At 55.6% G+C, this 25,224-nt stretch carries 20 protein-coding genes and 1 riboswitch; of the genes, 16 read left to right on the forward strand and 4 right to left on the reverse strand.

What is annotated here, in order from left to right:
- Positions 1 to 159: 159 nt before the first annotated feature.
- Positions 160 to 414 (reverse strand): hypothetical protein, encoded by a 255-nt coding sequence (locus HOJ95_14610; GenBank protein MBT6395929.1) that lies wholly within the window; start codon positions 412 to 414, stop codon positions 160 to 162.
- Positions 415 to 548: 134 nt separating this feature from the next.
- Between HOJ95_14610 and HOJ95_14615 the strand changes: the two genes are divergently transcribed.
- From HOJ95_14615 to HOJ95_14625, 3 genes are all read left to right on the forward strand, one after another.
- A complete protein-coding gene (locus tag HOJ95_14615; GenBank protein MBT6395930.1) occupies positions 549 to 1,025 on the forward strand; it encodes a DUF192 domain-containing protein in 477 nt (158 codons plus the stop codon).
- A 127-nt stretch (positions 1,026 to 1,152) separates the two neighbouring features.
- Positions 1,153 to 2,325, forward strand: a complete 1,173-nt coding sequence (locus HOJ95_14620; GenBank protein ID MBT6395931.1) for a reductive dehalogenase — start codon at positions 1,153 to 1,155, stop codon at positions 2,323 to 2,325.
- Between the two features lie 53 nt (positions 2,326 to 2,378).
- Positions 2,379 to 2,882 carry a hypothetical protein gene (locus tag HOJ95_14625; GenBank protein ID MBT6395932.1) on the forward strand — a complete coding sequence of 168 codons (504 nt, stop codon included), beginning with the start codon at positions 2,379 to 2,381 and terminating at the stop codon, positions 2,880 to 2,882.
- A gap of 128 nt (positions 2,883 to 3,010) precedes the next feature.
- Here HOJ95_14625 and thiC read toward each other — a convergent pair whose 3' ends face one another.
- The gene (gene thiC, locus HOJ95_14630) at positions 3,011 to 4,780 is read right to left on the reverse strand and encodes a phosphomethylpyrimidine synthase ThiC (protein ID MBT6395933.1); all 1,770 of its coding nucleotides are present in this window, start codon (positions 4,778 to 4,780) and stop codon (positions 3,011 to 3,013) included.
- A 117-nt stretch (positions 4,781 to 4,897) separates the two neighbouring features.
- A riboswitch (TPP riboswitch) is annotated at positions 4,898 to 4,987 on the reverse strand.
- A 199-nt stretch (positions 4,988 to 5,186) separates the two neighbouring features.
- Here thiC and HOJ95_14635 point away from each other — a divergent pair.
- From HOJ95_14635 to HOJ95_14650, 4 genes are all read left to right on the forward strand, one after another.
- Entirely contained in the window at positions 5,187 to 5,387 is a 201-nt protein-coding gene (locus tag HOJ95_14635) for a hypothetical protein (GenBank protein MBT6395934.1), read from the forward strand.
- Positions 5,388 to 5,469: 82 nt separating this feature from the next.
- A complete protein-coding gene (locus HOJ95_14640) occupies positions 5,470 to 6,054 on the forward strand; it encodes an NAD(P)H-dependent oxidoreductase (GenBank protein MBT6395935.1) in 585 nt (194 codons plus the stop codon).
- A 14-nt stretch (positions 6,055 to 6,068) separates the two neighbouring features.
- Positions 6,069 to 6,827 (forward strand): ankyrin repeat domain-containing protein, encoded by a 759-nt coding sequence (locus HOJ95_14645; GenBank protein MBT6395936.1) that lies wholly within the window; start codon positions 6,069 to 6,071, stop codon positions 6,825 to 6,827.
- Positions 6,824 to 8,551 carry an adenylate/guanylate cyclase domain-containing protein gene (locus HOJ95_14650; protein ID MBT6395937.1) on the forward strand — a complete coding sequence of 576 codons (1,728 nt, stop codon included), beginning with the start codon at positions 6,824 to 6,826 and terminating at the stop codon, positions 8,549 to 8,551. The genes HOJ95_14645 and HOJ95_14650 overlap by 4 nt, the downstream gene beginning before the upstream one ends.
- 104 nt (positions 8,552 to 8,655) lie before the next feature.
- Here HOJ95_14650 and HOJ95_14655 read toward each other — a convergent pair whose 3' ends face one another.
- On the reverse strand, positions 8,656 to 9,897 hold the full coding sequence (locus tag HOJ95_14655) for a type II toxin-antitoxin system HipA family toxin (protein MBT6395938.1): 1,242 nt from the start codon (positions 9,895 to 9,897) through the stop codon (positions 8,656 to 8,658).
- A 2-nt stretch (positions 9,898 to 9,899) separates the two neighbouring features.
- On the reverse strand, positions 9,900 to 10,547 hold the full coding sequence (locus HOJ95_14660; GenBank protein MBT6395939.1) for a helix-turn-helix transcriptional regulator: 648 nt from the start codon (positions 10,545 to 10,547) through the stop codon (positions 9,900 to 9,902).
- Positions 10,548 to 10,778: 231 nt separating this feature from the next.
- Between HOJ95_14660 and HOJ95_14665 the strand changes: the two genes are divergently transcribed.
- From HOJ95_14665 to HOJ95_14705, 9 genes are all read left to right on the forward strand, one after another.
- Positions 10,779 to 12,899, forward strand: a complete 2,121-nt coding sequence (locus HOJ95_14665; protein MBT6395940.1) for a tetratricopeptide repeat protein — start codon at positions 10,779 to 10,781, stop codon at positions 12,897 to 12,899.
- 169 nt (positions 12,900 to 13,068) lie between these two features.
- The gene (locus HOJ95_14670; protein MBT6395941.1) at positions 13,069 to 15,048 is read left to right on the forward strand and encodes a hypothetical protein; all 1,980 of its coding nucleotides are present in this window, start codon (positions 13,069 to 13,071) and stop codon (positions 15,046 to 15,048) included.
- Between the two features lie 34 nt (positions 15,049 to 15,082).
- Entirely contained in the window at positions 15,083 to 17,011 is a 1,929-nt protein-coding gene (locus HOJ95_14675; GenBank protein MBT6395942.1) for a hypothetical protein, read from the forward strand.
- Between the two features lie 457 nt (positions 17,012 to 17,468).
- Complete coding sequence (locus HOJ95_14680; GenBank protein ID MBT6395943.1) at positions 17,469 to 18,941, forward strand: hypothetical protein; 1,473 nt, start codon at positions 17,469 to 17,471, stop codon at positions 18,939 to 18,941.
- Between the two features lie 408 nt (positions 18,942 to 19,349).
- Positions 19,350 to 20,489, forward strand: coding sequence for an alanine--glyoxylate aminotransferase family protein (locus HOJ95_14685; protein ID MBT6395944.1), 1,140 nt, complete (start codon positions 19,350 to 19,352; stop codon positions 20,487 to 20,489).
- A complete protein-coding gene (locus HOJ95_14690) occupies positions 20,486 to 22,081 on the forward strand; it encodes a phosphoglycerate dehydrogenase (GenBank protein ID MBT6395945.1) in 1,596 nt (531 codons plus the stop codon). Before HOJ95_14685 ends, HOJ95_14690 begins: the two co-directional genes overlap by 4 nt.
- Positions 22,082 to 22,108: 27 nt before the next feature.
- On the forward strand, positions 22,109 to 23,392 hold the full coding sequence (hisZ, locus tag HOJ95_14695; GenBank protein ID MBT6395946.1) for an ATP phosphoribosyltransferase regulatory subunit: 1,284 nt from the start codon (positions 22,109 to 22,111) through the stop codon (positions 23,390 to 23,392).
- Positions 23,389 to 24,723 (forward strand): adenylosuccinate synthase, encoded by a 1,335-nt coding sequence (locus HOJ95_14700; protein ID MBT6395947.1) that lies wholly within the window; start codon positions 23,389 to 23,391, stop codon positions 24,721 to 24,723. The genes hisZ and HOJ95_14700 overlap by 4 nt, the downstream gene beginning before the upstream one ends.
- Positions 24,720 to 25,202 (forward strand): hypothetical protein, encoded by a 483-nt coding sequence (locus HOJ95_14705; GenBank protein MBT6395948.1) that lies wholly within the window; start codon positions 24,720 to 24,722, stop codon positions 25,200 to 25,202. Before HOJ95_14700 ends, HOJ95_14705 begins: the two co-directional genes overlap by 4 nt.
- The last annotated feature ends 22 nt before the right edge of the window (positions 25,203 to 25,224 follow it).

Consider the following 25,224-nt stretch of genomic DNA (forward strand, 5'->3'; position numbering starts at 1 on the left):
CGAGTCAATCTCAAGCGTCGTCTGGACCCCCTCCCAGGTTGTGTTGACCGTGCCCCTCAAGACCGAGCCCCGTAGCACATAGTCGAATTCCACCCGGCAGCTTGCCCGCTCGACCTTCATCTTCATCATGTGCGCGTACCGCGCAATCTGGGTGAGCAGTCAGAAACCCGACCCCATAGCGATATAGGCCATTGGCGGGGGGTAGCGGTCCTGGCCCCCGATGTGCTCGGGCTCATCCGAGTAGATTTCATGTTCCATGAACTTGCCGAGCCTAAGTTGAAGCTCGCCCGGAATGGTCTCGGTGACGGCCACGGGATTCATGACGAAGCCCCGCTTGGGAAGCTCGGGCTTATCGATAAGGCGCTCGCCCGGTGTGGTGCTTGAGCTTCTAAAGGGAATGGGTTCATCGGCCATCTGCGGATATCTCCTTTTTGCGGTTATGATGGGTAAATGATTTTTTCATCATGTCCCGGCTCGGGGCGAGTTGAAAAGAGCGGGCGACATCCGAAATATGAATTCAAAGGAAATATGATTCCAAAGGAGAGCGCATGCGCCGGGTTTTGATCGGTCTTCTGTCTGCAGTTGTTCTCCCCGGGTCGCTTGCGGTGGTAGCGCTCTGGGCTGCGCCATTGCACGCAGGTTCCTTATTTAAAAAGGGGACAGTAACCATTACCCAGGGGGGGCGAAGCGCTCAGATCGCCGCCGAGATTGCAGCGACCCCTGAGGCTCGCGCGCAGGGGCTCATGCACAGGGCGAAATTTCCCGAGAGCGCCGGGATGCTTTTCGTCTACAAGAGCAGCGCCCGCCGCGAATTCTGGATGAAGAACACGCTTGTTCCCCTTTCCATCGCTTTTATGTCCCAAGATTTCAAGATCCTTGAAATTCTTCACATGGTGCCTCCCAAGGGTACTGACAACCCGCCCAGCTACTACTCGAAAGATCCTGCGCGCTATGCGCTGGAGGTTAACCGGGGCTGGTTCAAGCGAAACGGCTTTGGCGTAGGGGCCAGGGTAAGGCTGGAGTAGGGGGGGGAACATCCCAATCCCTCCGCCTCGGGGCGTTTTGCGTTTTTCGTAAAAGGGAGTAAATTATCCTTAATGGCTGTACCGGGGGGAGCTTTTTAAACAAACAGTGTGCGGGAGGGAGATTCCTATGGTGGTTAACTATGAGGTCGGGCCGGAGTACCGGCGTTTTAATCAAAAGAACAATGCCATTATGCGCTCAAACTGGGACCCTCTGCTCAACGATTACGGCGAGCGGAGCCAACAGGCGATCAACAAGCACATTGAAAAAGACGACCGGGGCTTCGGGCTGGATGACTTTGCCTTCTACACCGCGTCGAGAGCCGTTGTTTCCGCGTTCGGGACCTCCGTCAACGGACCCAACTCGGGGCTCACCTCCTGGGAGCCGCTTTCGTCCTCGGACGCTCGTGCGGTGCCCGATGAGCTGAAAAACGGTGATAGGGCGAGCCCTACCGAGCTCCAGAGCAAGGTGCGCCGCGTCGCCCGCCACCTGGGGGCGGATCTGGTGGGCTTCACCCCGCTGGACGAGCGGTGGGTTTACACGAACCACTTCCTGCCCGGCAAGGGGGCGGACGGAAAAGGGGAGAACCCGCCCGTCGAGCTTCCCGAGGGTTGCGACCAGGTGGTTGTTCTAGGCTTTGAGATGGACCACGACATGATGGCCACGGCGCCCACGGCCATTATGATGACTGAAACCGGCCGCAACTACTCGAGGATGGCCGCCCACACGGCCTCGCTGGCACAGTTTATTCGCGCGATGGGCTACACGGCCGTTCCCTCGCTGAACGACACGGCGCTCAACGTGCCGCTTGCCATCGACGCGGGACTCGCCCAGCCCAGCCGCCTTGGGCCTGCGATCACGCCAGAGTTTGGCCCGCGCGTTCGCTTTTGCAAGGTGATCACCAACATGCCGCTGGGCGCGGTGAAAAACCATCGCGAGTTCGGGGTCGTTGCCTTTTGCGAGGTTTGTGAAAAATGCGCCGATGCCTGCCCGGTGGGCTCGCTTCCCAAGGGGCCGCGCACCACCACGGGCAACAACATCTCGAATAATCCGGGTGTATTGAAGTGGTATGGAAACTACGAGTCTTGCCGCCGCTACTGGGGCCACGTGGGGACCAACTGCGGCATCTGCATCCGCGTGTGCCCCTTCAACCACGGCAAGGGCTTTCACCACGATATCGCCAAGTGGATGATTCGCCTGCGCTGGAAGTGGGTGAATCGCCTGCTCGTGAAGATGCACGGCTGGTTCGGCTACGGCGAGCAAAAAGACCCCGCCTTTTTCTGGAACGGCTCGGGAGGCTAACCCCGGCCGAGTAGGAGGTAGTTTCAAGCGGCTAGAGCAAAGGGGGGATTCAGATGGCGAATCAGGATAGAGCGGCTGGGGCAGGCGGCCCCTCGACAGGACTCGTCTGGGCCGAACTCGAAAAACGGATTTTCGCCGTTCTCGGCACGGTGAGCCGCAAGGGCGCGCCGCTCACCTCCGGGATCGTCTACAAAGTGAAGGACCGCCGCATCCTTATTGCCACCGGCCGCTCCACCCAGAAGGCCCGCAACGTAGAGGCCCACCCGCGCGTCTCGATGACGGTAACGGCGGCGCGGCGCATCCCCTTTCTGCCGTGGATCAAGATTCCGCCCGCGACGATCACCTTCCGTGGCGAGGCGCGCCTCCTCACGCCGGAGGAGGTCGATCAGCCGCTCCGCGAGGCCCTCGCCGGCAAGCTCTCCTTCAGCCCCGAGGCCCTGGCGGACATGTGCTACATCGAGGTGACGCCCGAGGGAACCTTCGTCACCTACGGGATCGGGGTCTCCCTCCACACCATGCTTCGGCCCAAGGAGGCTCTCGCGCGGGTTCCGGTTTGAGCGGTTTCCTCCGTGGCGCGAATATGGGCCGCCTCGCCTGAGACGTCCGCGTTCTGACTCGAAACACAACCCCCCCCGCCAGGATCGCCTGACGGGGGGGTTGTATTTCTGATTGGAGGCTTTAAGCCTTACGCCTCATCTTTTACGTAAATTTCAGCGCCGCCCTTTTTAAATTCGGCGGATTTCTCGTCCATGCCCACCTTGAGCGCATCACCATCAGCCATTTCGAGCTTGGCGGCGTAGTCGCGAACGTCCTGCGTGATTTTCATCGAGCAGAACTTGGGGCCGCACATCGAGCAGAAGTGGGCGACCTTCGCGCCGTCGGCGGGAAGGGTCTCGTCGTGGTAGGCCAGCGCGGTTTCGGGGTCTAGCGCGAGGTTGAACTGATCCTCCCACCGGAAATCAAAGCGCGCCTTTGAGATGGCATCGTCCCACTCTTGCGCCCCGGGGTGGCCCTTGGCCAGATCTGCCGCGTGCGCCGCAATCTTGTAGGTGATGACGCCCTCTTTGACATCGTCCTTGTTGGGAAGGCCCAAATGCTCTTTGGGTGTTACGTAGCAGAGCATGGCCGTGCCGTACCAGCCGATCATGGCGGCGCCGATGCCGCTTGTGATGTGGTCGTAGCCGGGCGCGATGTCGGTTGTCAGGGGGCCCAAGGTGTAGAAGGGCGCCTCGTGGCAAATCTCTAATTGTTTATCCATGTTCTCTTTGATCTTGTGCATGGGCACGTGGCCGGGCCCCTCGATCATCACCTGCACGTCGTGCTCCCAGGCCTTGGTCGTCAACTCGCCCAGCGTTTCAAGCTCTGCGAACTGCGCCTCATCATTCGCATCGGCCAGCGCGCCGGGGCGCAGCCCGTCGCCCAGCGAGAACGACACGTCGTAGGCCTTCATGATCTCGCAAATCTCATCGAATTTCGTGTAGAGAAAACTCTCGGTGTGGTGCGCAAGGCACCACTTGGCCATGATCGAGCCGCCGCGCGAGACAATGCCCGTCAGACGCTTTGCCGTCATGGGCACATAGCGAAGGAGAACGCCCGCGTGCACCGTGAAGTAGTCAACGCCCTGCTCGGCCTGCTCGATAAGCGTGTCGCGGTAGACCTCCCAGGTGAGGTCCTCGGCCACCCCGTCCACTTTTTCAAGCGCCTGATAGATGGGCACCGTGCCGATGGGCACCGAGGAGTTGCGGATAATCCACTCGCGCGTCTCGTGAATGTTCATGCCGGTTGAAAGATCCATCACCGTGTCGGCGCCCCAGAGCGTCGACCAGGTCATCTTCTCGACCTCCTCTTCAATCGTTGAGGAAATGGCCGAGTTGCCGATGTTGGCGTTGATCTTGACCAAAAAGCCGCGCCCGATGGTCATGGGCTCGCTCTCGGGGTGGTTGATGTTCGCCGGGATGATGGTGCGCCCGCGGGCAATCTCATCGCGCACAAACTCTGGCTTTAACCCCTCGCGAACCGCCACGAACTCCATCTCGGTGGTAATCTCGCCTTTGCGCGCATAGTGCATCTGCGTCACGTTGCCGCGACCCTTTAAGACCTTTCTTGGCTCGGGCATATCAAGGCCCGGCTCCGAGTGGCCGGGAATCGGCTTATAAGACGGGTCCGTTTCATCATATTGCCCCCGCGCTTTTATCCACTCGGAGCGGAGGGCGGGCAGGCCATTTTTAATGTCGTGCCCCTGGGGCCCCGAGGTGTCGTATACGCGAAGAGGGGATTCTCCGCCCGAAAGGGCAATTTCGCGCATCGGCACCCGCACCCCTTGCGGGCCGTCCACATACACCTTGCGTGACTTGGGAAAGTGCACGCTCTCGCTGCCGTTTGTCTCGCCAGCCTGGGGCAGATGAACTGCGCCATTGCCATTGGCTTTTCCATTGGTCTTACCATTGGTTCCCATCTCAACATCCCTCCTCGGGAATGGGGGTTTACATAAATTTGGCGGTCATGAAAAAGCCGGGCGCGTGCCGGGGCCGGGAGCAATTCTTCGTGGCCTGTTTGGGGAAGTTTGTCTGGTGCTGTTACGGACTCGCTTCCCTACACCGGTATTATCCGGGTCAGGTTCGAAGGGTGTGTTCTCAGCCGCTTGGCACCCCTAGCTATCAATAAAGAGACCCTACCAGCGGCGGCGCTCGAAATCAAAGGGATTATAACGGGGAAAAAGGTCTGAATTGGGGGGTGGCAGACCCCTGCTGATATAGGCTATGGAGAAGGGAGGGGCTCAGGTATTTTAAAGCCCACGCCATAGCGCCGTCTCGGCTCGGGGATGTGTCAGCCTCGGTTTAAAATAGGGAAGCGAGGGGAAAATGAATACAGAGCAAAAAGAGCGTTGCGCAATTTGCGGCGGCACCGGACGTATCGAATCGGGAACAAGACAAGAGCACGGAAAGGCGGTCCCCGTTTTTCTGGCCTGCGAGTGCCAAGCGAATGCGCCTGATTCAGAAGATAACATCTCGGATTTCATCGGAAGAATTGTGATCGAATCCCCCGAAAAATTCTGGGGTTGATGTTGCTGGTTTTTTTGTCCATGCCCACTTGGGTGATGTGCCATCATTGGTGATGCCTCTTCTCTCTTAAGGAGAAACTTAAATGGTCACTGGTCCCAAAATCCTCGCCTTTGCCGGAAGCGCCCGGAAGGATTCCTTTAATAAAAAACTGGTTCGGATCGCCGCCCAGGGGGCAAAGGGCGCAGGCGCCCTCGTCACGGAACTCGATTTCGGCGACCTTTCCCTCCCGCTATTCGATCAAGATCTCGAAGCCGAGGGGGGGCTTCCCTCAGGTGTTATCCGGCTCAAGGAGCTGATGCGCGAGAACGATGGCTTTCTAATCGCATCGCCCGAATACAACAGCTCCATTTCCCCCATGCTCAAGAACGCCATCGACTGGGCCTCGCGATCCAGCGGTCCGGACGATTCGCCGATGAGTGCGTTCAAAGGCAAGGCGGCGGCGCTCATGAGCACATCCCCGGGCGGCCTCGGCGGCCTGCGCGGTCTGGTCACCGTTCGCTCCATCCTCATCAACATCGGTGTCTTGGTTTTGCCGGACCAGGTGACCGTCCGCAGTGCCCATGACGCTTTTGCGGATGACGGCTCTCTCAAGGATGCCGATAGACACGAGTCAATTGAGCGGCTTGGTAGCGAGTTGGCCGCGCTGCTGGCGAAACTAAAATCATAAAAAAGAGAAAAAATATGCGCTTAACAAAATGGTTGTTTTATCTTGCCTTGTTTTTATTGCTAGGAGGCGAGGCAACAGCTTTACCTGCCGGGGCATTAGGCCCCGCAAAAAAAGGGCCAGCCTCCTTGCCCCCCGTTTTATTCGCGCAAACCCCGCCGAGCCCGAATGCGTATTCCGCCTATCGAGGGCTTCATGCCGCCGTTGCTAAGGGCGATATTGCGGCCATCAAGCGCCTTGCTGTAGGAGGCGCGGATCTCAATTCAAAGGACCCCCATGGCCGAACCCCGCTGATGGTCGCCGCCTATCGGCGCAATAAAAAAGCTGCGCGCATATTGATCAAAGCGGGGGCCGACCTCCACGCCCTTGATAGCGAGCAATATGATTTGCTGACCATTGCCTCGGTATTGAATGACATAGAAATGGTGCGGCTCGCCCTCGCCTCGGGCGCCAATGCCAAGCTCATCACAAGCCCCTATCAGGGCACCGCCCTTATCGCCGCCGCGCACCTGGGCCATGTCGAGGTCGTCCAGGCGCTCATCGATGCCAAAGCCCCCCTTGATCACATCAACAACCTGGGCTGGACCGCCCTCATCGAGGCCATTGTTCTGGGCGATGGCGGCCCGCGCCACGAGGCCATTGTCCGGGCCCTGCTAAAAGCGGGCGCCCGGCCCGATTTGCCCGACTCCGCCGGCACCACTCCGCTTCAACTTGCCGAACAAAGAGGGTATTCCAATATGTTTCGTATCTTGCAATCCGCCGGAGGGCGCAGATGAGCGCGCCACAAAATGAAAAAGCCCAGCCCGAGCGCGCACAGAGCGTGGAGAATCAGGCCGCCCACTGGAGCCGCCGCGTCCGCCTTTGGACGGGGCTTCTCCTTTTTACGTTTCTTAGCACCCACCTTTTAAACCACGCGTTGGGGCTCATTTCCCTTGGGGCGATGGAGGCCGGGCGTCTTTGGTTTTTAGGGTTTTGGCGAAGCCCGCTCGGGACAATCGCGCTCTACGGCTCGATGATGACGCACGCCGCCCTGGCCTTTTATTCCCTCTACGGGCGGCGGAGCCTTCGCATGCCCGCCTGGGAGGCCGCCCAGATTATTCTCGGGCTGACGATACCGCTGTTTCTCATCGCCCATGTCGTCGGAACAAGATTTGCCTTCGAGTGGTTTGGCGCGGCGGATTCCTACACCCGGGCGATTCACCTCTACTGGGTGGCGGTTCCGGCCATCGGCGTGAAGCAGGCGATAGTGCTCGTGGTGGCCTGGACGCACGGCTGCATCGGGCTCCACTACTGGCTCCGGCTCAAATCCTGGTATCCCAAATTCTTCCCGCTGCTCTTTGCCATGGCCCTCCTGTTGGGGGTGGTCGCGCTACTGGGCTTCACCCAGGCTGGCCGCGAGGTCACCCGACTCGCCCAGGCGCCCGGCTGGGTGCGGGGGATGCTGCGCGCGGCAAACGCCCCTAATCGCGCGGGCCTCATCGCCATCGTGTGGTGGCGGGACGCAATCTGGTACGGCTACCTTGCCCTGCTGGCGCTCACCCTGGCGGCGCGCGGTGTCCGGTGCGCGCTCGAAAACAGGGGCCGCAAAATATGCATCACCTACCCGGGCGGCCGGGCGGTCGTGGCGCCTGAGGGAAGCTCCGTCCTCGATGTGAGCCGTACGGCGGGCGTCCCGCACGCCTCGGTGTGCGGGGGGCGCGGGCGGTGCTCGACCTGCCGTGTCCGCATCATCAGCGGGCTGGCGGATCTGCCGCCAGCGGCCCCCGAGGAGCAGCGCGTGCTCGATCGCATTGCCGCGCCGCCCAATGTCCGGCTGGCCTGCCAGCTTCGGCCGGGCGGTGACGTATCCGTGCTGCCCGTTCTTTCCTCTAAGGCGCAGGCCAGCGCGGGCGCCCCCCAGCCCGAATACGCTGCCGGCCAGGAGCAGGAGATCGCCGTCCTGTTCGCCGACCTTCGCGGCTTCACGCGCCTTTCGGAAAAAAAGCTGCCCTACGATGTCGTGTTTTTCCTGAACCGCTATTTTGAAGTCATGGGCGATGCCATCGACAGCGCAGGCGGCGTCATTAACCAGTTCACGGGCGATGGGGTGATGGCGCTGTTCGGCGTCCAAGAGGGCCCCGAGGAGGGCTGCCGCCGGGCGCTCCGCGCGGCGACCGCGATGATCGAGGGATTAAAGGAGATGAGCGAGAACCTCGCCGAGGAGCTCGACGAGCCGCTCCGGATGGGGGTGGGCATCCACACCGGCCCCACCGTCGTGGGCCGCATGGGCCGAGGGGTGGCGCTTTATCTCACCGCGGTGGGGGACACGGTCCACGTCGCCAGCCGCTTCCAGGATTTGACCAAGGAATATGCCTGCCAGCTCATCATCTCGGCCCAGGTGGCCGAGCGCGCCGGCCTCGATGTCTCCGCCTTTCCACAGCACGAACTTGCCGTCCGCAACCGCACCGAGCCCATCGTCATCCGCACGATTGAAGATGCCGGGGTGGTTTTGGGGATTTAGGTTTTGGGGAGGGCAAACTTAGCCTCGACAAGCACATGTTCCAGAAGATCATTTAAATGTTTGGGTGTCTGTGTTGGCCAGAGCTTTCGCGAGGGAGGTCCATTTCAATCGAAATGAGCTTTGTTTTTCCAAAGGGGTATTCTCTCTAAATGCGTGTTGATCGCGATTTGAATCTCCTCTTTTATGGGAAGATCATCCGCTGAATTCCACTTTTCCGCGAATAATTCCACCGTTTCCTGTGCGGTTTTCAAAACAAGATTCCGGGGAAGTCCCGCCTTTCCGGCAAAGCGGTCAAATTGGTCCAAATCCAAAGATTCGAATTCTTTTGAATCGACAAACGTAAGCGCCAGTTTTTCCTCTTTCATATAGGGGATGGTGGAAACAAAATCGTAAGCGGGGGCGAGCGCCGGTTTGCGCCGATCAGGATAAATCAGCGACCAGTTTTTTAGGTGCATATCGCCGTTGCCGATTAGCGCATTAAAGACAATACGCCGAATGAATTCGGCGATGCCCGGCTCGCCTGTTTCCGCCCATATGACTTCCGCGATATTCCGGTAGCTGGCGCGGGCATATTTTTTCTCGGGATAGACCCCAAATATTTGCGCAAAATCTTCAATGTGTACCGGTGTGCCTTCATCGGCCCGATCAAAACGCTTGATTGCCAGCCCATCCCCGCCGAGGGAATCCACTTCCTTGGGAAGTCCTGCGATTTGATTGAGCGGCATGAGCGTTGTTTCCGGCACATCCATGCCAACGCGCCGGGCCAACTCCATCATGGCGAATTCATTTTCCGGCACACCGTTAAATTTCGTCGATGGCAGCTTGACGATCCAGGAGCCGCCCATGCCATTTACCGGAATGGTGAGGCCGCCTGTGTTTTCTTTTATGGCGGAAAATTTAAGCTGAACGCCCGCTAGCGAAAATCGAAGGATGGCATCTTCGCCGATTTCGCGCTCTTCATCGGAAACATCGGATGGCGCTTCGGGTGGCCACGTATTTTCATCCGTGGAATGAACTTTCAGCGCGCCCGGCAAGTCACCGCCAAGCGCCCACAAAAGAAAAAACTCTCGCTCGGAATCCACCCGGGCGCGGCCAGCCAGGTAGTCGCGCATCGCCCCTTCCGGCAACAAGTTAGAGAAAAAAGGTGCTAAACGGGTTCGTGTCGGTTTAACGGCAGTGATCAATCCGCCAATTGAATCTTTAAAAGAGAGGCTTAGCGTGGGCCGATCAGGGTTGCCGATATATTCCTGGTTAAAGGCGAATAGGATCTGATCGCCGGGCAAATTCGTAAGCGTGCCGATGGATTCCCCGTGCAGTAGAACTTCCATAATAGCGATATCAGTCATCACTATCTTCCAAGTCGATATGCTGGAATTGAAGGCTGCACATCTTCATCTAAATTGTGTGCTAATGCGTTGCGCATATCTTGAATCGCTCGTGTCAGATTTATGATCCGATTAATTTGAGAAGAAGGCATCTGACTTACCTGAGTAGTCTGTTTGATTATGTCCGTAAATTCCTTCAAGAATTTTTCCATGAGTAATGGGGGGGTCCTGGTTCCTTGTGCAATTTCTTCAAGTTGACGACTGGCAAATAGTAATCGCTCTAAATTTCCGATGCTCGGCTCAAGCTTTTTGATTTCGTTAACTTCCGGAAAGCGTTTTTCGAGCAATCGAGTTGAGTCGCGTAGATTTTTAAAAAATTTTGTGACTGAATTGTCTCGTCCCTGGAGTGCCGCCGAATTTTCTATGCCGCGCTGAAGCCCCTGGACAGTGGGCACGAGTGTGCGCGGCACCAGCATGAACTCCAGATCCAGAACCCTTGCTAGCTCGATGAGGCTGGAGGTCTTCAGGTCCACAGCCCCATTCTCTATTGTGGAAATATGGCTTTGCGGCATGCCCGCCATTTCGCCTAACTCCCTCTGACTCAGCCTCTTTTTCAGCCGCGCAGTTTTTAAAATTTTTACGATTTGCTCAAGTGAATGTCTTGTTTTCATCTTATATGCTCCAACATATCAATACTAATATTTGATATGGTACAGCATATTTATCCGGCTGTCAATATATTTGTATATGTTTTAGTGTATATGAATATGATATATATATATTGTAGCATATATTTGAAGTGTGTCTAATTGATGCTACTCATCTTTGCCGCTCCCCGCCCAAACCGCGTATACTCATCTAAGCATTCATCTCGACAGCCCGCCAACGATTGACCGGAAGATATGTCCAAAGAAAATTCAAGCGCTTTGATAACAGCCCGCCCGCATGCGCCATGGCTCTGGGCGGCGGCGATTGTGGTGGCCGCATGTTTGGCCTATTGGGGGACGGTGTCGTACCCGTTTTTGCACGATGATCTGACGGTGATCAGCGAGAATCCGGTTGTTCAGGAAGGGCGGGTGGGGGAGGCGCTCACAAAAGATTATTGGTCGATGCGGGCAGAGGAGGGGGGGCGCGATAGGCTCTACCGCCCGTTGACCACGCTGTCCCTGATTGCGAACCGGTGGCTTGGGGGCAGCTCGGCTGGGGGCGGGGCCCCCGTGGGCGGCTCGCCCGTGGGCTTTCGGGTGGTGAATATTTTATTGAACGCGCTGGCGGCATTGCTTTTATTTTGGCTGGCGCTGGCGCTGGGGCTCTCGCTCCGCGCGGCGGGGGCGGCGGGATTGTTGTTTGCGGTGCATCCGCTGCACACCGAGGCCGTATTGGCGGTGGTGGGGCGGGCGGACATCCTCGCGGCGATTGGGGTTTTTGGGGGGGCGATCATTCTGCTCGGCGGTGCCACTGGCACCGGGGTAATTCGTTCGGGCGAGGCAAGGGCCGCTAAACGTCGTGGCGGAAAACAAAATAAATCAAATAAAAACAAAGAGGTTTTAGGCACCCTGCCCAGGACGGGCTGGCAAAGAGCGGTGGCGCTGGCGGGGGCGTTCGCGCTGGCGCTGTTCTCTAAAGAGACGGGGGCGGCGCTCGTGGGGTTGATCGTGCTCTGGTGGGGCTGGCACCGGTGGGCGGTAGGCCCGGTGCGGGGCGGGCCCAAGGGGCCTGGCTCGTTTGCTGGAGATGAAAAAAAAATAGATAAACCAAGTAAAAACAATAATCTAAGTGAGACGGTGGGGCCTTCAAGCTGGGCCTTTGCGCTTGGGCGGATCGAGATATTCGCCTTAGGCGGCGTCCTCGGGGTTTACCTGGTGATGCGCTACCTGGCGCTCGGAATGTGGGTGCGGCCGGGGGCGGCCTCGCTGCTCGATAACCCGCTGGCGCACGAGGCCCTGGCGGGCAGGCTGGTTGGGGCGTTGGGGGTGATGGGGCGCTTTTTTGGGCTGCTCGTTTGGTCCCGGCCACTGGCGATTGATTACTCGTATGCACAGATTCTGCCCTGGAGCCCGGAGAGCCTGGCGTGGGCGGCTGTAGGAGCGGGGGCGCTTGGTCTTTGGGCCTGGTGCGCTTGGCGCGGGCGCTATGTGCGACATGTGGCTGTCTTTGGGCTCGCGCTGTTCATGGCGGGTTATTTGCCGGCGAGTAATTTTTTGGTGCCCGTCGGGACTGTGATGGCCGAGCGGCTAATGTACTTGCCCTCGGCGGGTTTTCTGCTCGCGGTGCTCCCATGGATTGAAGAGAAGGTGACGAAAAGTGGCGCTAGGGCGTTTTTGGGTGCGCTCGCGGCGGCGACCCTTGTTTTTGGCGCGATGAGCTGGGAGCGCGCTTCGGAGTGGTCTGGCTATCTGAAATTTTGGGAGAGTGCGGCCCGGGTTTCTCCAAACAGTGCGCGTGCGCAGCGTTTGTGGGGACAATCGCTTACCCGCGCGGGGAAATTCAGCGAGGCGGTCGTGCCACTCAAGAAAGCAACGCGGATTTTTCCAAAATACGATCCCGCATGGACTGAGCTTGGTATTGCTTTGATGCAGGTTGGAAAAACAAAAGAGGCGGAAGCTACTCTTAGGGAAGCTCTTCGGCTTAATCCGAGGTCACCTGAGACCCTATTGGCCATAGCCGCTCTTTTTATTAAAGGAGGATATCTCGATCAGGCGCGGATTTATTTGGAAAAAGCAGTGTCACTTTATCCTCGATTTGTTGAGGCGCGGTTTCGATTGGGAAATTTGTATATGAAGGTGCGCGATAACAAACGTGCCAGGGTTCAGTACAACATGGCGCTCATTGTGGCGCCTGGCAGGGGGGATATTCATCACAATATGGCGTTAACTCTATATTTATCAAAAGATTACATCGGAGCCCGCCGTCATGCACTCATCGCTCGTAAGTATGGAGTTAAGCTTCATCCAGAATTTGCTCGTTTAATTGGGCTCGCCAAGGGCGGAGCTTTGGAAAGACCGGTTAAAAAAGTGAAATGATGGTTGAAGTTTATGTGTGAAAACCATTAAATTTGTTGCTGGTTAGCCGCTCGCAGAAGAAGTAGGAGTAGTTGTGCGTTGCACAAAGTGTGGGTATGTAACTTTTAGTGTACACGCGGGCTGCCCGAAGTGCGGCAAATCGGCCCCAAGTGCAGTGAGAACTATCACCTTGCCTCGCCGCCGAAAAAGCGGACAAAGGGCGGCCTTCCTGTCCCCCCTTGCGATGGGCGACATTCCACGATTTTACAGTAACCAGGAAGACTCCGAAGTGATCTCTCTTCTCGGAGACGCTACCCCCACCGCTGCAGTTCTCGGTGATGAGCCAACCTCGCTCGCTGTCGAGGAAAGCCATTCAGTCGACTCCGAACTTGGAGACGATTCCTGGCTAGAGGATGAAGCTACCGGCACAAGTGAAACGGTTCTTGATATCGGCGAGGACAATGAAGAAATAGCTCTCGATGTAGTGCTCGATGATGCCGACGCCCTCGCCGATGAACCAGAGGCCGCCCTTCTTGAAGATTCTCTTGACGATATTGAAGCGGTCGATGAGGTCACTTCTGTCGAACCCACGGCAGTTGATGAGCCCGAACTTGAGGATTTTGATTCTCTACTTGAGGAGGCGACCGGTGATGCTGGGGCCGAAACGCCTGATGCGGAACTAGAAGGATTCGACGCGTTAACGGAGGAGGCTGAACTCCCCGCCGAGGAAGCGCCAGCAGGCAATGATGATGTAGACGATATTCTCTCAGAGGCATTAGGGGGAGAAGACGATCTTGAATCCGGGCTTGATGAAACGGTAACAGCCGAATCTGGAGATACGGAAGAGAGCGTCGATGACATGTGGGCCGAAACGCCTGATGCGGAACTAGAAGGATTCGACGCGTTAACGGAGGAGGCTGAACTCTCCGCCGAGGAAGCGCCAGCAGACAATGATGATGTAGACGATATTCTCTCAGAGGCATTAGGGGGAGAAGACGATCTTGAATCCGGGCTTGATGAAACAGCGGTTGCCGAGGCAGGAGATACAGAGGAGAGCGTCGATGACATGTGGGCCGACGCATTTACCGAGGAGGAGGCAGGCGCCGCCGCTGCCGTGCCCGCCGAGGAAGCGTCAGCTGGCGATGATGATATGTCCAATATGTGGGATGACGCATTTGCCGAGCAAGATGCGGCCGAAAAGGCGGATGTGGAACAAGAACTGGGAGACGAGTCATCTGAAGTGCCGGATGTTCAAGATACGCTTGAAGCTCCCGCAGATGAAGGTGAACTGGCGGATCTTGACGATTCCGACCTTGAAAAACTCTGGGATGAAGCTTTAGAGGGTAGCGGTGATGATGAAGGCGTGCTCGATGAAATTTCAATGGAGCAAGAAAGTGAAGGTGAGGCCGTTGCTGATGTTGGAGATGAAGAGGGTGAATTTCACGAACTTTCAGATGATGATGACCAAGATGAACTTGATGATCTCTTAAGCGAAGCCGGGGATAATGTCGAGATAGAAGAAAGTGCTGAAGGTGGTGATGATGAAATTGGAGATGATGATTTCGACCCATCGGGTCCCTCCGATCCTTTTGATGATGATGGGGAAATAGAAGCGTTTATTGAAGATGGTGATGATGAAGCCGAGGAAGATGAAGGATATGAGGAAGTCGAAGAAGAGCCCGTAGCGGTGGGCGCACCGGCCGAGGAGGAAGTGCAAGAGCACCTTGAGGACACTGATGCGCCTTTTCAAAATCGCCTGATCGCGGGATTAGTCGATACCGTCCTTGTCGGCTTCCTTGTAATTCTCTTTGCTGTTGGGACACATTTTATAATTGGTCAAGTGGTTGATTCTGTTTATGGAAACCCCGAATCGATGGCCATGGTGATGGCCATTGATTTGGTGATTTTGTTTCTTTTAAGCTTTTTCTATGCAGTATATTTTATCGGTGGGTGGGGGGGGACTCCCGGACTTCGCACCGCAGGGCTCGTGGTGGTTGATTTGGAGAATCGTCCCGTGGGATACATGCAGGCAGTTCTCAGGTATTTTGGTACCTTGGTTGCTGTCTTGCCCGCAGGATTGGGGCAAATTTTAACTGTCGTCGATAAGCAGGGCCGTGGGCTTGGTGATCGTCTGGCGGGAACGAAAGTGATATTCAGGGCTTCTTTGTAGAATTTTTCCCCTATCAGAAGCGGAGAGTAAAGGCTTGAAAAAGTCAAAAGTGTATTTGCGGTTTTTCCGTCTAGCGATTTGTCTTTCTGTACTCGTGGTCTTGCCATGGGGGCCGCTTGCCGCCCAGGAAAATGACTATCGCCGGGCGCTTCAGGTAATAAGTGATAAGTTTCATCAAAATTTCCCTTATCTTCAAGGAGAGGTTGTAGCGGTCAAGGGGGGCGACGTTTTTCTGAGTGTTGGCCAGAAGGATCGGGCCGTGAAGGGAACCCGGCTCACCATTCTTAGAAAGGGCGCCGCATTCAAGCATCCTGTCACTGGTGCTGTTCTCGGTTCGCTTGAGGACGAGATCGGTGTGGCTGAAATTGTAGAGGTGCGTGAGAAGTTTTCCATTGCCCGGATGGTCAAAATGACCTCCAGTAAAAAAATGCTTCCCAAGGTCAAAGATAAGGTTCGCCTCTCCTCGGCGAAAATCAGGATCGCTATCCTTCCGTTCATCAATAAAACGAAAGAGCCGTTCAGCACTGAGATCGTAACCCGGGAATTATCTAAAAGCCTTCTCTCGAAAGGGCGGTTCGATGTTTTTGATGTGGATCGCCTCCAGGTCTGGCTTTTGGAGAGTGGTGTTGCGGTCGATGCTTTACTGAAGAAGGATAATGCCGGCAGGCTCAGGAAAGAGATTCGCCGCGACCTCGTATTGTCAAACACCATTAGGATGGTTAAAGGCAAGAAAATCCTGACAAGTCGTCTTTTTTCACTGGACGGCCGAAAAGACATTTTCAGTGCAGTTTCCATTGCCGATGACTTGCCGTTCGAACAGCAAGCTCCCAAGGAGCAAGCGCTTCGGCGTAGCGGCGGCGGGCGTGTGCATGGCACCCCGAATCAAGCTTTTATCCGTAATAAATCAGGTATTCCCTCGGCATCCGGAAAAGCTAGAAGATTTACTTTCTCCGACATAGCAATTCGCGGTGTTTCAATTGCCGATGTGGATGGAGACGGGAAAAACGAAGTTGTGGCAATCACCTCGAATGAACTAATTATCTACCAGATAGACCGGGACAAGATTCGTGAACTGGCCCGATTCAATGAAGGGTCTGTAAACGATTTCCGCTGGCTCGATGTCGGGGATATGAATGGGAATGGTAGGCCGGAGTTTTATCTGGCTAACTATCGCGGAGGTTCTCTTTTTTCGATGGTGCTCGAATATCAGGGCCGAGAATTCGTGAAGCTGGCTAAAAATCAAAATATCTTCTTTCGTTTGGTCCGGCCCAGGAAAATAAACCCGAAAGCCAAGCTGCCTGATAAGGAGGCATTCTTGTTGCTTGGTCAATATTCTGGTTTTGACAAACCTCTCGAAGGGCCTATCTATCGTTTTCGCTGGTCAGGCGAGAGGAGACTCGTTCGGGCAGCTCCTTATCAACTTCCCGAGGATCTTGAAGTCTTGGGTATGGGTCTATGGGATTTTGAGGGAGACGGGGTTCCCGAAGTGGTTGAAATTGGTAAAGACGATCAGTTGTGGGTTTACTCGCGAAGGGGCGATGTTCGTTTCACGAGTTCGGCACGCTACGGCGCGCCAGCCAATGTCTATGATCCGGATCGCAAGGATTCAGGAGAGGATATCATCGATGAGCACGAGAAGTTGTATGTCCGCTCGCGGCTGCTTGTCGTGGACACGGACGGCGACGGGGTGGATGAACTTCTGACGATTGCGAATGAGTATGCCGGCTCGCGCCTGGTTCCCGGCCTGGGCGTTTCGGCTGGGCATATAGTAAGCCTCGTCTGGGACGGCAGTGGTTTATCAGAAATTTGGCGCTCCCAGAAAATTGAGGGCGGTGTTTCGGATTACGCCTATGGTGACGCTGATAATGATGGTGTCAACGACATCATCCTTGTTTCGACGGGCGGTGGAGTCTTTACTGTCAATAAAAGCTCGATACACATTTTCCGCCTGGATCGCCAGTAATCTTGGCAGTTGGTTGGTGATGTTTTATTATTTTCATTAATGGCGCTTTTCTGGTGTTCTCTGCCCTGAATATCTCTTTTATGCCCTTGACGCCAATTTTATTGGACAGATAGAATGCTCGTGGTTTGAAGTGACTGAAGAATAAAGGTTATGAAGACAACCCGCCTAGGCAGGAGTGTTGGAATATATACAGGCCCAGGAAAGGTGTTTTTCTTCTTGTGGTTTGATGTGTGTTTTTAAGTGCGCCGTCGTTTTGCAAGACGTGTTGCAATGATGATGAAAAGAATTTTTTGAATTTAAATTTTGCCGGAGGAGGCTCACCGGCCGAGAGGAGGTGTTTATACGAGATAGCGCAAAGATGGAGTGGAAAAGAAATTAAGTAACAAGAAATAAAATGATGTTCAAACTAGCAATACGGAAATTCACTGAAATTTGATTCTCAAGGAGAGACAAAGCAATGCGGAAATATTTCCTAGCTTTGATTGCTGTTGCGCTCGTGTTCGCCTTTAGTGCGGTGGACTATGCAAGCGCAGCTGACGTCAAGATGACTGGTGTTCTTCGTTGGCGTGGTAATTCTTATGACAACGCAGACCAGAATGATGCGGCCACCTCGCAGGACGGCGGCCAGAAGATTGACTCCCTGTGGCGCCCCCGCTGGACCGTAAACGCCCTCGGCGGCAAAGCAAAAGCCATTTTTGAGCTGGATGCGGTTGGTGACACCGGTGCTGGTAAAGCTACTGGCCGGTCCGATGCCCAGTGGAACAGATTCCTTTTCGACACGGCCATCCCGGGCACCACTTTCCGGATGCGCTTTGGTCGTTCAGACTGGATTAGCCCTGACAAAGAGATCTTTGGCTCAAACGGCGTGAACCGTCGTTTTGGTTGGGGTCTTTATGGCAAAATCAACAAGACGCTCAGCATGAGCGCCTGGAATGTTCAGACCGAAGATGGCACCACCAAAGCTGATGATGCCAACCAGTACTTCCTGCAGTTGGCTTGGAAAGCCGCTCCCGCGATCACGCTTACCCCGTGGATTGCCTGGGAGAAAAATAACGGCGAAACTGCCGGCGGTAGCGTAAGCAGCACTGGTGTTGTGGCCCAGAGCACGGTTACCTCTGCTTCGACCGAGCGTGACATCTGGATGTATGCTCTGAACGCAAAGGCCAAATTCGGCATCGCCAGCCTGAACGCAACTTTCGTTCTTCAGGAAGGTAAACTTGACTTTGGTCGGGCCGTTAACTCCGGTAACGCGAATAACACCACGGACGTTAATGCTACCGCGACAGCCGCGCGTCAGGACACCGACATTGATGGCTACGCTGTACTGATTCGTCTTTGGTTGAACTTTGGTAAGGCGAAGCTTGGTTTTTACGGTACCTTCATGCCGGGTGATGATGACGCGACAGATACTGCTGACGACCTTGGCACGCAGAAAGACAACAAGCTGACTCGTTTTGTGCCTGGCGGCGGCGGTGGCGACAACGGCAACTGCTCCGTCAATGGTCCTCAGATTTATACCCGTCGTCGTTATCTGACGATGACCACCGGCTTCCGTCGTGAGAATCGTTGCGGTAGTGGTGATGGTGCAGCCAAAGGTAACGGCTCGGCGATCCTCGAGATCCTCGGACAGTACAAGCTCACCAAAGCTCTGACCCTCGATGGTAACGTGTCTTTCATCCGTACGGCCGCCAAGCGCGCCGATCAGGACACGACCGGTGATGGCATTGCTGATGGTACGGTCTACAACAGCTCCAAGGACATCGGAACTGAGGTCGACATTTCTGCCAAGTACACCATCTACAAGGGCCTCTGGGCTCGTTTGACCTATGCACATCTTTTTGCCGGCGACTATGGTAAAGAGAATGTTGCAACGGCGCTTAATAATGATGACACCTGGGCGCTGTACTGGGAGTTCCGCTACACGTTCTAAAGGTTTTATGGCCAAGGAGTTAACGCTCCAGACCGTAACCTGAAGATGGCAACATCCCCCGGGAGGGCTTCGGCTCTCCCGGGGTTTTTTTTGTTCATGAAGAACAATTTTCTAAGGGTTGGGATGTGGATCGCGGTTGACCCCATGGGAGTGAATGGATAGGCTTTCGAGGCATTTGGGGGCATATTCGCTGGGAGGGGGACGGAGGCGAATGCCCTTTGTTATTGTCCGGTCTGGAGCGAGCACAACCCTGTTTTCCCACAATTTAAGAGGGAGCAGGATTTTCCCAACCCTGAGAATAATTCCTGCCTGGCGGTATCCGGCAAGGTGAATTCCGTCTGTTTTTTTCGATGTTTCGCGCCCATGCTGGTGCGATAAGCTGAATCGCGAATAGCGAGTGAGGAGAATATGCGCAAGTATCATCTTCTAGCCCCAGGTCCCACACCCGTTCCACCCGAAGTTCTTGAGGCGATGGCGCGGCCCCTAATGCACCATCGTACGAAAGACTTTGAAGCACTCTTTGAGGAAGTCCGAGCCGGACTATCCTGGCTCTATCAGGACGAGGGTGATGTCATCACGCTGGCGGCCTCGGGCTCGGGCGGGATGGAGGCCACGGTGGCGAACCTGCTATCTCCGGGCGATAAAGCGCTTATCGTCGAGGGAGGAAAATTCGGAGAAAGGTGGGTGGAGATCTGTGCCGCCTATGGCATCGAGACGGATGTCCTCTCCGTTGAATGGGGTCGTTCGGTTAATGTTGATGAGATCGAGGCGCGTCTTAAGGCGGGTGGTCATCAAGCCCTTTTCGTCCAGGCAAGCGAAACTTCAACCGGTTCCAAACACGATGTACAAAAAATTGCCGAAACGGTTCGCCGCGTTTCCCCTGACACGCTCATCGGCGTTGATGCCATTACGGCGCTTGGTGTCTACGATATTCAGCCTGCCGGGTGGGATATTGATGCCGTTATCACGGGAAGCCAGAAGGCGCTCATGCTTCCCCCGGGGTTGGCCTTTGTCTGGCTGAGCGAGCGTGCATGGGCCGCCGCCGAGGTGTCGAAAAGTCCGAGATATTATTTTGACCTTCGTATCGAGCGCAAAAGTCAGGCGAAGAACACGACAGCCTGGACACCAGCCATCTCACTAGTCGCGGGCCTCAAGGTGGCATTTGATATGATGCAAAAAGAGGGGCTTGAAAATATTTTCGGCCGCCATGCACGGTTGGCTGAGGGTACGCGCGCCGCGTTTTTGGCGCTGGGCCTAGAGATATTTCCCAAGGACCTGCTGAGTGAGTCGGTCTCGGCCGTCAGCGTTCCAGAGGGAATTGACGGAAAAGCGGTTCCCAACCTGATGCAAGGCGAGCAGGGCATCACCATAGCAGGCGGGCAGGGTCACTTGAGCGGGAAAATTTTCCGAATTGGTCATATGGGATACGTGGACGAATCGGATGTGTTAACAGCGATTGGTGGATTGGAAATGGTGCTGGCCGGCCTGGGCCATCGATTAACGAAGGGCGCAGGTCTGGCCGCCGCGCAAGAGGTGTTTAGTAAATGAGCGAAAATGTTCGGGTGTTGATTTCAGAGCCCCTCTCGCCCAGGGCCGAGGAAATTCTTGCTAGGGCGGAAGGTTTTGAGGTGATAAACAAGCCGGGGCTCCCTCGGGAAGAGTTACTTGAACTCGTGACCGAGTGCGATGCGCTCTTAGTGCGTAGCGCCACGAAAGTTGACGAGGAAGTACTTGGCGCAGGTGGGCGGCTCAAAGTGGTTGCCCGGGCAGGCATCGGTGTCGATAATGTTGATCTGGCCACTGCCAGCCTCAAGGGCATTCTCGTCATCAATGCCCCCGACGGCAATATCATCACCACTGCCGAGCACACCATTGCCATGATGTTCTCTCTGGCCCGAAAGATTCCCTCGGCGGTTCACTCCGTGAGAGGTGGTCTTTGGGAGAGAAGTAAATTTGTTGGCAGCGAGCTTTACTCGAAAGTGCTTGGCGTGGTCGGGCTCGGACGTGTTGGCTCCACCGTGGCCCGTCTGGCTACAGGCCTCGAAATGAACGTTATTGCCTATGACCCTTTTATATCAGGTGAGGCGGCCGAGAAGAGGGGTGTTAAACCGGTTTCGCTGGATGAGCTTCTGGAGCAATCGGACTATGTCACCCTCCATGTGCCCAAGACACCGGAGACGGCGGGGCTCATTGGGGCAGCGGAGATTGCCAAAATGAGACGAGGTGGGCGCATCATCAATTGCGCAAGGGGCGGGCTTCTCGATGAGGCCGCAGCAGCCGAGGCACTCGATAGCGGGCAACTGGCTGGCGTGGCGCTCGACGTATACGAGGTTGAACCACCGGGCGAGGAGAGTTTGCTGGTCGGACGAGACAATGTCGTGTGTACGCCGCATCTTGGCGCCTCAACTGAGGAGGCGCAGGAAAATGTTGCTATTAGTGTAGCCGAGGGCGTGGTGGCATACCTGGCAACGGGCACCGTCAAGAATGCGGTGAATTTACCCTCATTGAGCACGGAGGATCTTGAAAGGGTCAGCCCGTATATGGACCTGACCGAGCGACTGGGAAGATTCTTGGGTCAACTCGCCGAGGGTGGCCCTAAGTCCCTTGAAGTAACCTACTGTGGTCCACTGGATAGCCCGATGGAACTTCTCTCTGCGTCTGCCCTCAAGGGGTTGTTGAGCGAATTTATTAGTGGTGCCCATATTAACCTTGTGAACGGGCCAGTGTTGGCCAAGGAAAGAGGCATTGAGATAATTGCGACGACCCGCTCCGAGATGCCGGTTTATACGAATTTGATTGAACTCAAACTCATCACGGATGCAGGGGAGCGCTCAGTGGCGGGAGCATTTGTTCATGAAGGCGAGCCGCGTATCGTGCGCATCGATCAGTTTAGTGTGGATACGGTTCCCGAGGGCTATATGCTTGTTTTCACGAACGACGACCAGCCGGGTATGATCGGTGCGATTGGCACATTGTTGGGAGAGCACAAGATCAACATTGCCGGAATGCAGCTTGGCCGCACCCGGAAAAATGACAAAGCCGTGGCGATTCTCGCCGTGGACAACCTCATTCCCGACGAAGTGATGGAAAAGGTACGGGCGCTTCCGAGCATCAATACGGCGAATCTCGTCTGCTTGTAGGGGCTGACCAGGAAAGGCAGCAGTTCGATGGACTCAGGAAAAACTACAAAAGCGTTGCCGAAGGGCTCGAAGGTGTTTTTGCCCGATCAGGCCGAGAAAAAAAGGCGGGTTGAATCGCGACTTCTTGAGGTGTTCGCAAGGTGGGGTTTTCGCCAAATTGTGACGCCGGCGTTTGATGTTTTCACGTCCGGCAACGGTGGGCAGATTAGAGATTCGCAGACGTTTCGGCTGGTGGATATGGACACGGGCGGATTGTTAGCGCTTCGCTCGGATGTGACGCCGCAAATTGCTCAACTCGCGGGCGGGATGCTTTCTGAGCACCCTCGCCCACTTCGCCTGAGCTATGTGACGAACGTTTTTCGCCATGCCCATGTGGGGGGGCTCCTTCAAAGGGAGTTCTGGCAGGCCGGGGTGGAGTTGATTGGCCTGGTATCGCTTGAGGCCGATGTGGAGATGATTGCCATCGCAATGGAGTGCCTTGAGCAAAACGGGGTGGAAAATGTACAGATGTCGCTCAGTCACTCGGCGTTTATTCGTGGTCTCCTGGACGCGATGAAGCTTGAGGAAGGCCCCAGGAAGGATGTTCTTGATGCGGTTTCACGTCGTGACGCATCGGGGCTTGAAGGGTTGGTTGGAAAATTTGCCTCAAAAGGAAGCGATGCTCGTGTTTTGTTGGATCTGCCGGAGTTTTTCGGGGGGAAGAAAATTCTCGACCGCGCACTTGGTAAAGTGAAGAATCCCCTTTCGCGGCGGGCAGTAGAAGAACTCATGCAGGTTGAGAACATGCTTGAGTTATACGGACTGGCGGATCAGGTAATCTTCGATCTAAGCGATTTTCGGGGTTTCGATTATTATACCGGTGTTTTATTTGAAGGGTTTGTCGAGGGCTCAGGTTATCCTGTTTGTGGCGGCGGTCGCTATGACAGTTTACTTGGGCGCTACGGGACAGATGCTCTGGGCACCGGTATTGCAATTGATGTCGATCAACTTCTTCAGGTTGTTCCGAATGGTGAGCCGGAAGGGTTGGGCGGAGATTTCCTAGTAATAGATTTCACGAAGGACAAGCGTGTCGGTATACAGGTGGCGAGGGAACTCAGAGCTGCCGGTTGGCGGGTTGCCAGAGATATTATCCGTCGCGGTCTTCCTGATTCGCTTGAGTATGCACGCCGCGCAGGGGTTTCTAGGTGTATCGTTGTTGAGCGAGAGGGGAGCAGAAAAGGTAGTTTCCGGGTGATGGATCCCTCGGGCGATGAGATGGCTAATGTTAAAGTGAATGAACTTAAAGCCTGGGTTGAGGGCTTGGAGCGATAAAGATGAGTGTTCTATCGGTAATTGGTGGTCAGTGGGGCGATGAGGGCAAGGGCAAGGTGGTGGATTTGCTTGCTCAAAAGGCGGATGTGGTAGCTCGCTATCAAGGCGGGGCTAACGCAGGCCACACCGTCATCGCCGAGGGCAAGCAGTTTATTCTTCATCTAATTCCCACAGGGATTCTTCATTCCCATGTCCATTGCATCATCGGCTCGGGTGTGGTGGTTGATCCTGTCGCTTTGGTTGAGGAGATTACGCTGCTTCGCGAGGGCGGTATAGATGTGGGTGATAATCTGGTCATCGGCAAGCGGGCGCATATGATCATGCCCTATCACAAGGTTGTCGATTCACACATGGAAGAGCTTTTGGGTGTGAACCGAATCGGCACGACCGGCAGAGGGATAGGGCCTGCCTATTCAGACAAGGCGGCGCGCTTGGGGATTCGGGTTTGCGATCTCTACGATGAAAAAGTCCTTGCCGAGCGTGTCCGGGTGAGTCTGTCCATAAAAAAACGTCTTCTCGACGGCATTTCGCTCACCGACGAGGAGAGCCAGGCCCTTGAAGAATCGCACATCATGGATGTTTGCGGGCAGGTGCGGGAGGTTCTGGCGCCCCATGTGCGCAATACGGATTCAGAAATCCTCGAGGCCATTACGAGCAATAAGCGAATTCTTCTTGAAGGCGCTCAGGGAATTTTACTCGACCTGGACATGGGCACTTATCCCTACGTGACGTCGAGCAACACGGGTGTCGGTGGCGCTCTGAGCGGGCTCGGGATGCCGATTGGAAAAGTAGGCGCGGTTGTCGCTGTCATGAAAGCGTACGTAACACGTGTAGGGCAGGGGCCATTTCCCACCGAACTTCATGGAGATGAAGGTGAGCGGCTTCGCGCCGAGGGTGGTGAGTACGGGGCCACGACGGGTCGGCCTAGAAGATGTGGGTGGTTCGATGTCGTGGCGGCGCGCCACGCGATTCATGTGACGGGCACGGATGCGCTCATCGTGACGAAACTCGATGTGCTCGATCGGCTCGATACCATTCGCGTTTGCGTGGGCTATGAGATGGACGGGGAGCGAATCACCACCTTCCCGGCTGAGGCGAGCATCCTCGAGCGCTGCACACCGATTTATGAAGATTTCCCAGGCTGGAAAGCGCCGACGGCGGGCACGCAGAGCCGGGGCGATTTACCTTCTTTGGCGCAGGATTATCTGAATCATCTTGAGCGTTTAACTGAAAGGCCGATCTGGATGATTTCGACGGGACCGAAGCGCGAGGATACTATTGAGGTGCAAAACCCATTTTCCGCCATTGAAGAGGACAGGGTTCGAACTTGAAGATTAACAGGAATATTCATCGCTTTTTTGTGTTCTCTTTCATGTTGGTGTTTTTTGCGGGGATCCCTGGTATTGCCGGGGCCGCCGAAGGTGGGCCCGCAGGCAAGACTGAGAACGGGAAAAAGACCAAGGCCGAGAAAAAACAGCTTCCCGGTTTTGGAAAATACCGGGTCATCCGAATCGATTCGGACGGGGTGTTTCCCCGCATACTTCGGATAAAGGCGGGCTCGACAGTCATCTGGTTCAACGCGACGGACAAATATGCCTCTGTCGTGTTTAGCAAAGGTGACACGCTCAATCGATCGACCCGGACGCCCACGTTGTTCTATCTGGCGCCGGACGGCACCTACGTAAGTGCCGCGTTTGGTTCCGGTGGGGTGGCGAGTGCCGCGTTCGTCAAGCTTGGGACTTACTATTATTTTGTGACAGGTTTGCCTATTTTCGATGGCGGGGCGTTCGCTCAGGTTGTGGTTGAGTAGCTACACGCCTTGCCTCTGCAAT

It is taken from the genome of Nitrospinaceae bacterium, from assembly GCA_018669005.1.
Classification (GTDB): Bacteria; UBA8248; UBA8248; order UBA8248; family UBA8248; genus UBA8248.

What these genes read in the sequence shown, in the direction of transcription:
- HOJ95_14610 (MBT6395929.1), bottom strand. Translation starts at nt 414, where the DNA reads ATGGCCGATGAACCCATTCCCTTTAGAAGCTCAAGCACCACACCGGGC.
- HOJ95_14615 (MBT6395930.1), top strand. Translation starts at nt 549, where the DNA reads ATGCGCCGGGTTTTGATCGGTCTTCTGTCTGCAGTTGTTCTCCCCGGG.
- HOJ95_14620 (MBT6395931.1), top strand. Translation starts at nt 1,153, where the DNA reads ATGGTGGTTAACTATGAGGTCGGGCCGGAGTACCGGCGTTTTAATCAA.
- HOJ95_14625 (MBT6395932.1), top strand. Translation starts at nt 2,379, where the DNA reads ATGGCGAATCAGGATAGAGCGGCTGGGGCAGGCGGCCCCTCGACAGGA.
- thiC (MBT6395933.1), bottom strand. Translation starts at nt 4,780, where the DNA reads ATGGGAACCAATGGTAAGACCAATGGAAAAGCCAATGGCAATGGCGCA.
- HOJ95_14635 (MBT6395934.1), top strand. Translation starts at nt 5,187, where the DNA reads ATGAATACAGAGCAAAAAGAGCGTTGCGCAATTTGCGGCGGCACCGGA.
- HOJ95_14640 (MBT6395935.1), top strand. Translation starts at nt 5,470, where the DNA reads ATGGTCACTGGTCCCAAAATCCTCGCCTTTGCCGGAAGCGCCCGGAAG.
- HOJ95_14645 (MBT6395936.1), top strand. Translation starts at nt 6,069, where the DNA reads ATGCGCTTAACAAAATGGTTGTTTTATCTTGCCTTGTTTTTATTGCTA.
- HOJ95_14650 (MBT6395937.1), top strand. Translation starts at nt 6,824, where the DNA reads ATGAGCGCGCCACAAAATGAAAAAGCCCAGCCCGAGCGCGCACAGAGC.
- HOJ95_14655 (MBT6395938.1), bottom strand. Translation starts at nt 9,897, where the DNA reads ATGACTGATATCGCTATTATGGAAGTTCTACTGCACGGGGAATCCATC.
- HOJ95_14660 (MBT6395939.1), bottom strand. Translation starts at nt 10,547, where the DNA reads ATGAAAACAAGACATTCACTTGAGCAAATCGTAAAAATTTTAAAAACT.
- HOJ95_14665 (MBT6395940.1), top strand. Translation starts at nt 10,779, where the DNA reads ATGTCCAAAGAAAATTCAAGCGCTTTGATAACAGCCCGCCCGCATGCG.
- HOJ95_14680 (MBT6395943.1), top strand. Translation starts at nt 17,469, where the DNA reads ATGCGGAAATATTTCCTAGCTTTGATTGCTGTTGCGCTCGTGTTCGCC.
- HOJ95_14685 (MBT6395944.1), top strand. Translation starts at nt 19,350, where the DNA reads ATGCGCAAGTATCATCTTCTAGCCCCAGGTCCCACACCCGTTCCACCC.
- HOJ95_14690 (MBT6395945.1), top strand. Translation starts at nt 20,486, where the DNA reads ATGAGCGAAAATGTTCGGGTGTTGATTTCAGAGCCCCTCTCGCCCAGG.
- hisZ (MBT6395946.1), top strand. Translation starts at nt 22,109, where the DNA reads ATGGACTCAGGAAAAACTACAAAAGCGTTGCCGAAGGGCTCGAAGGTG.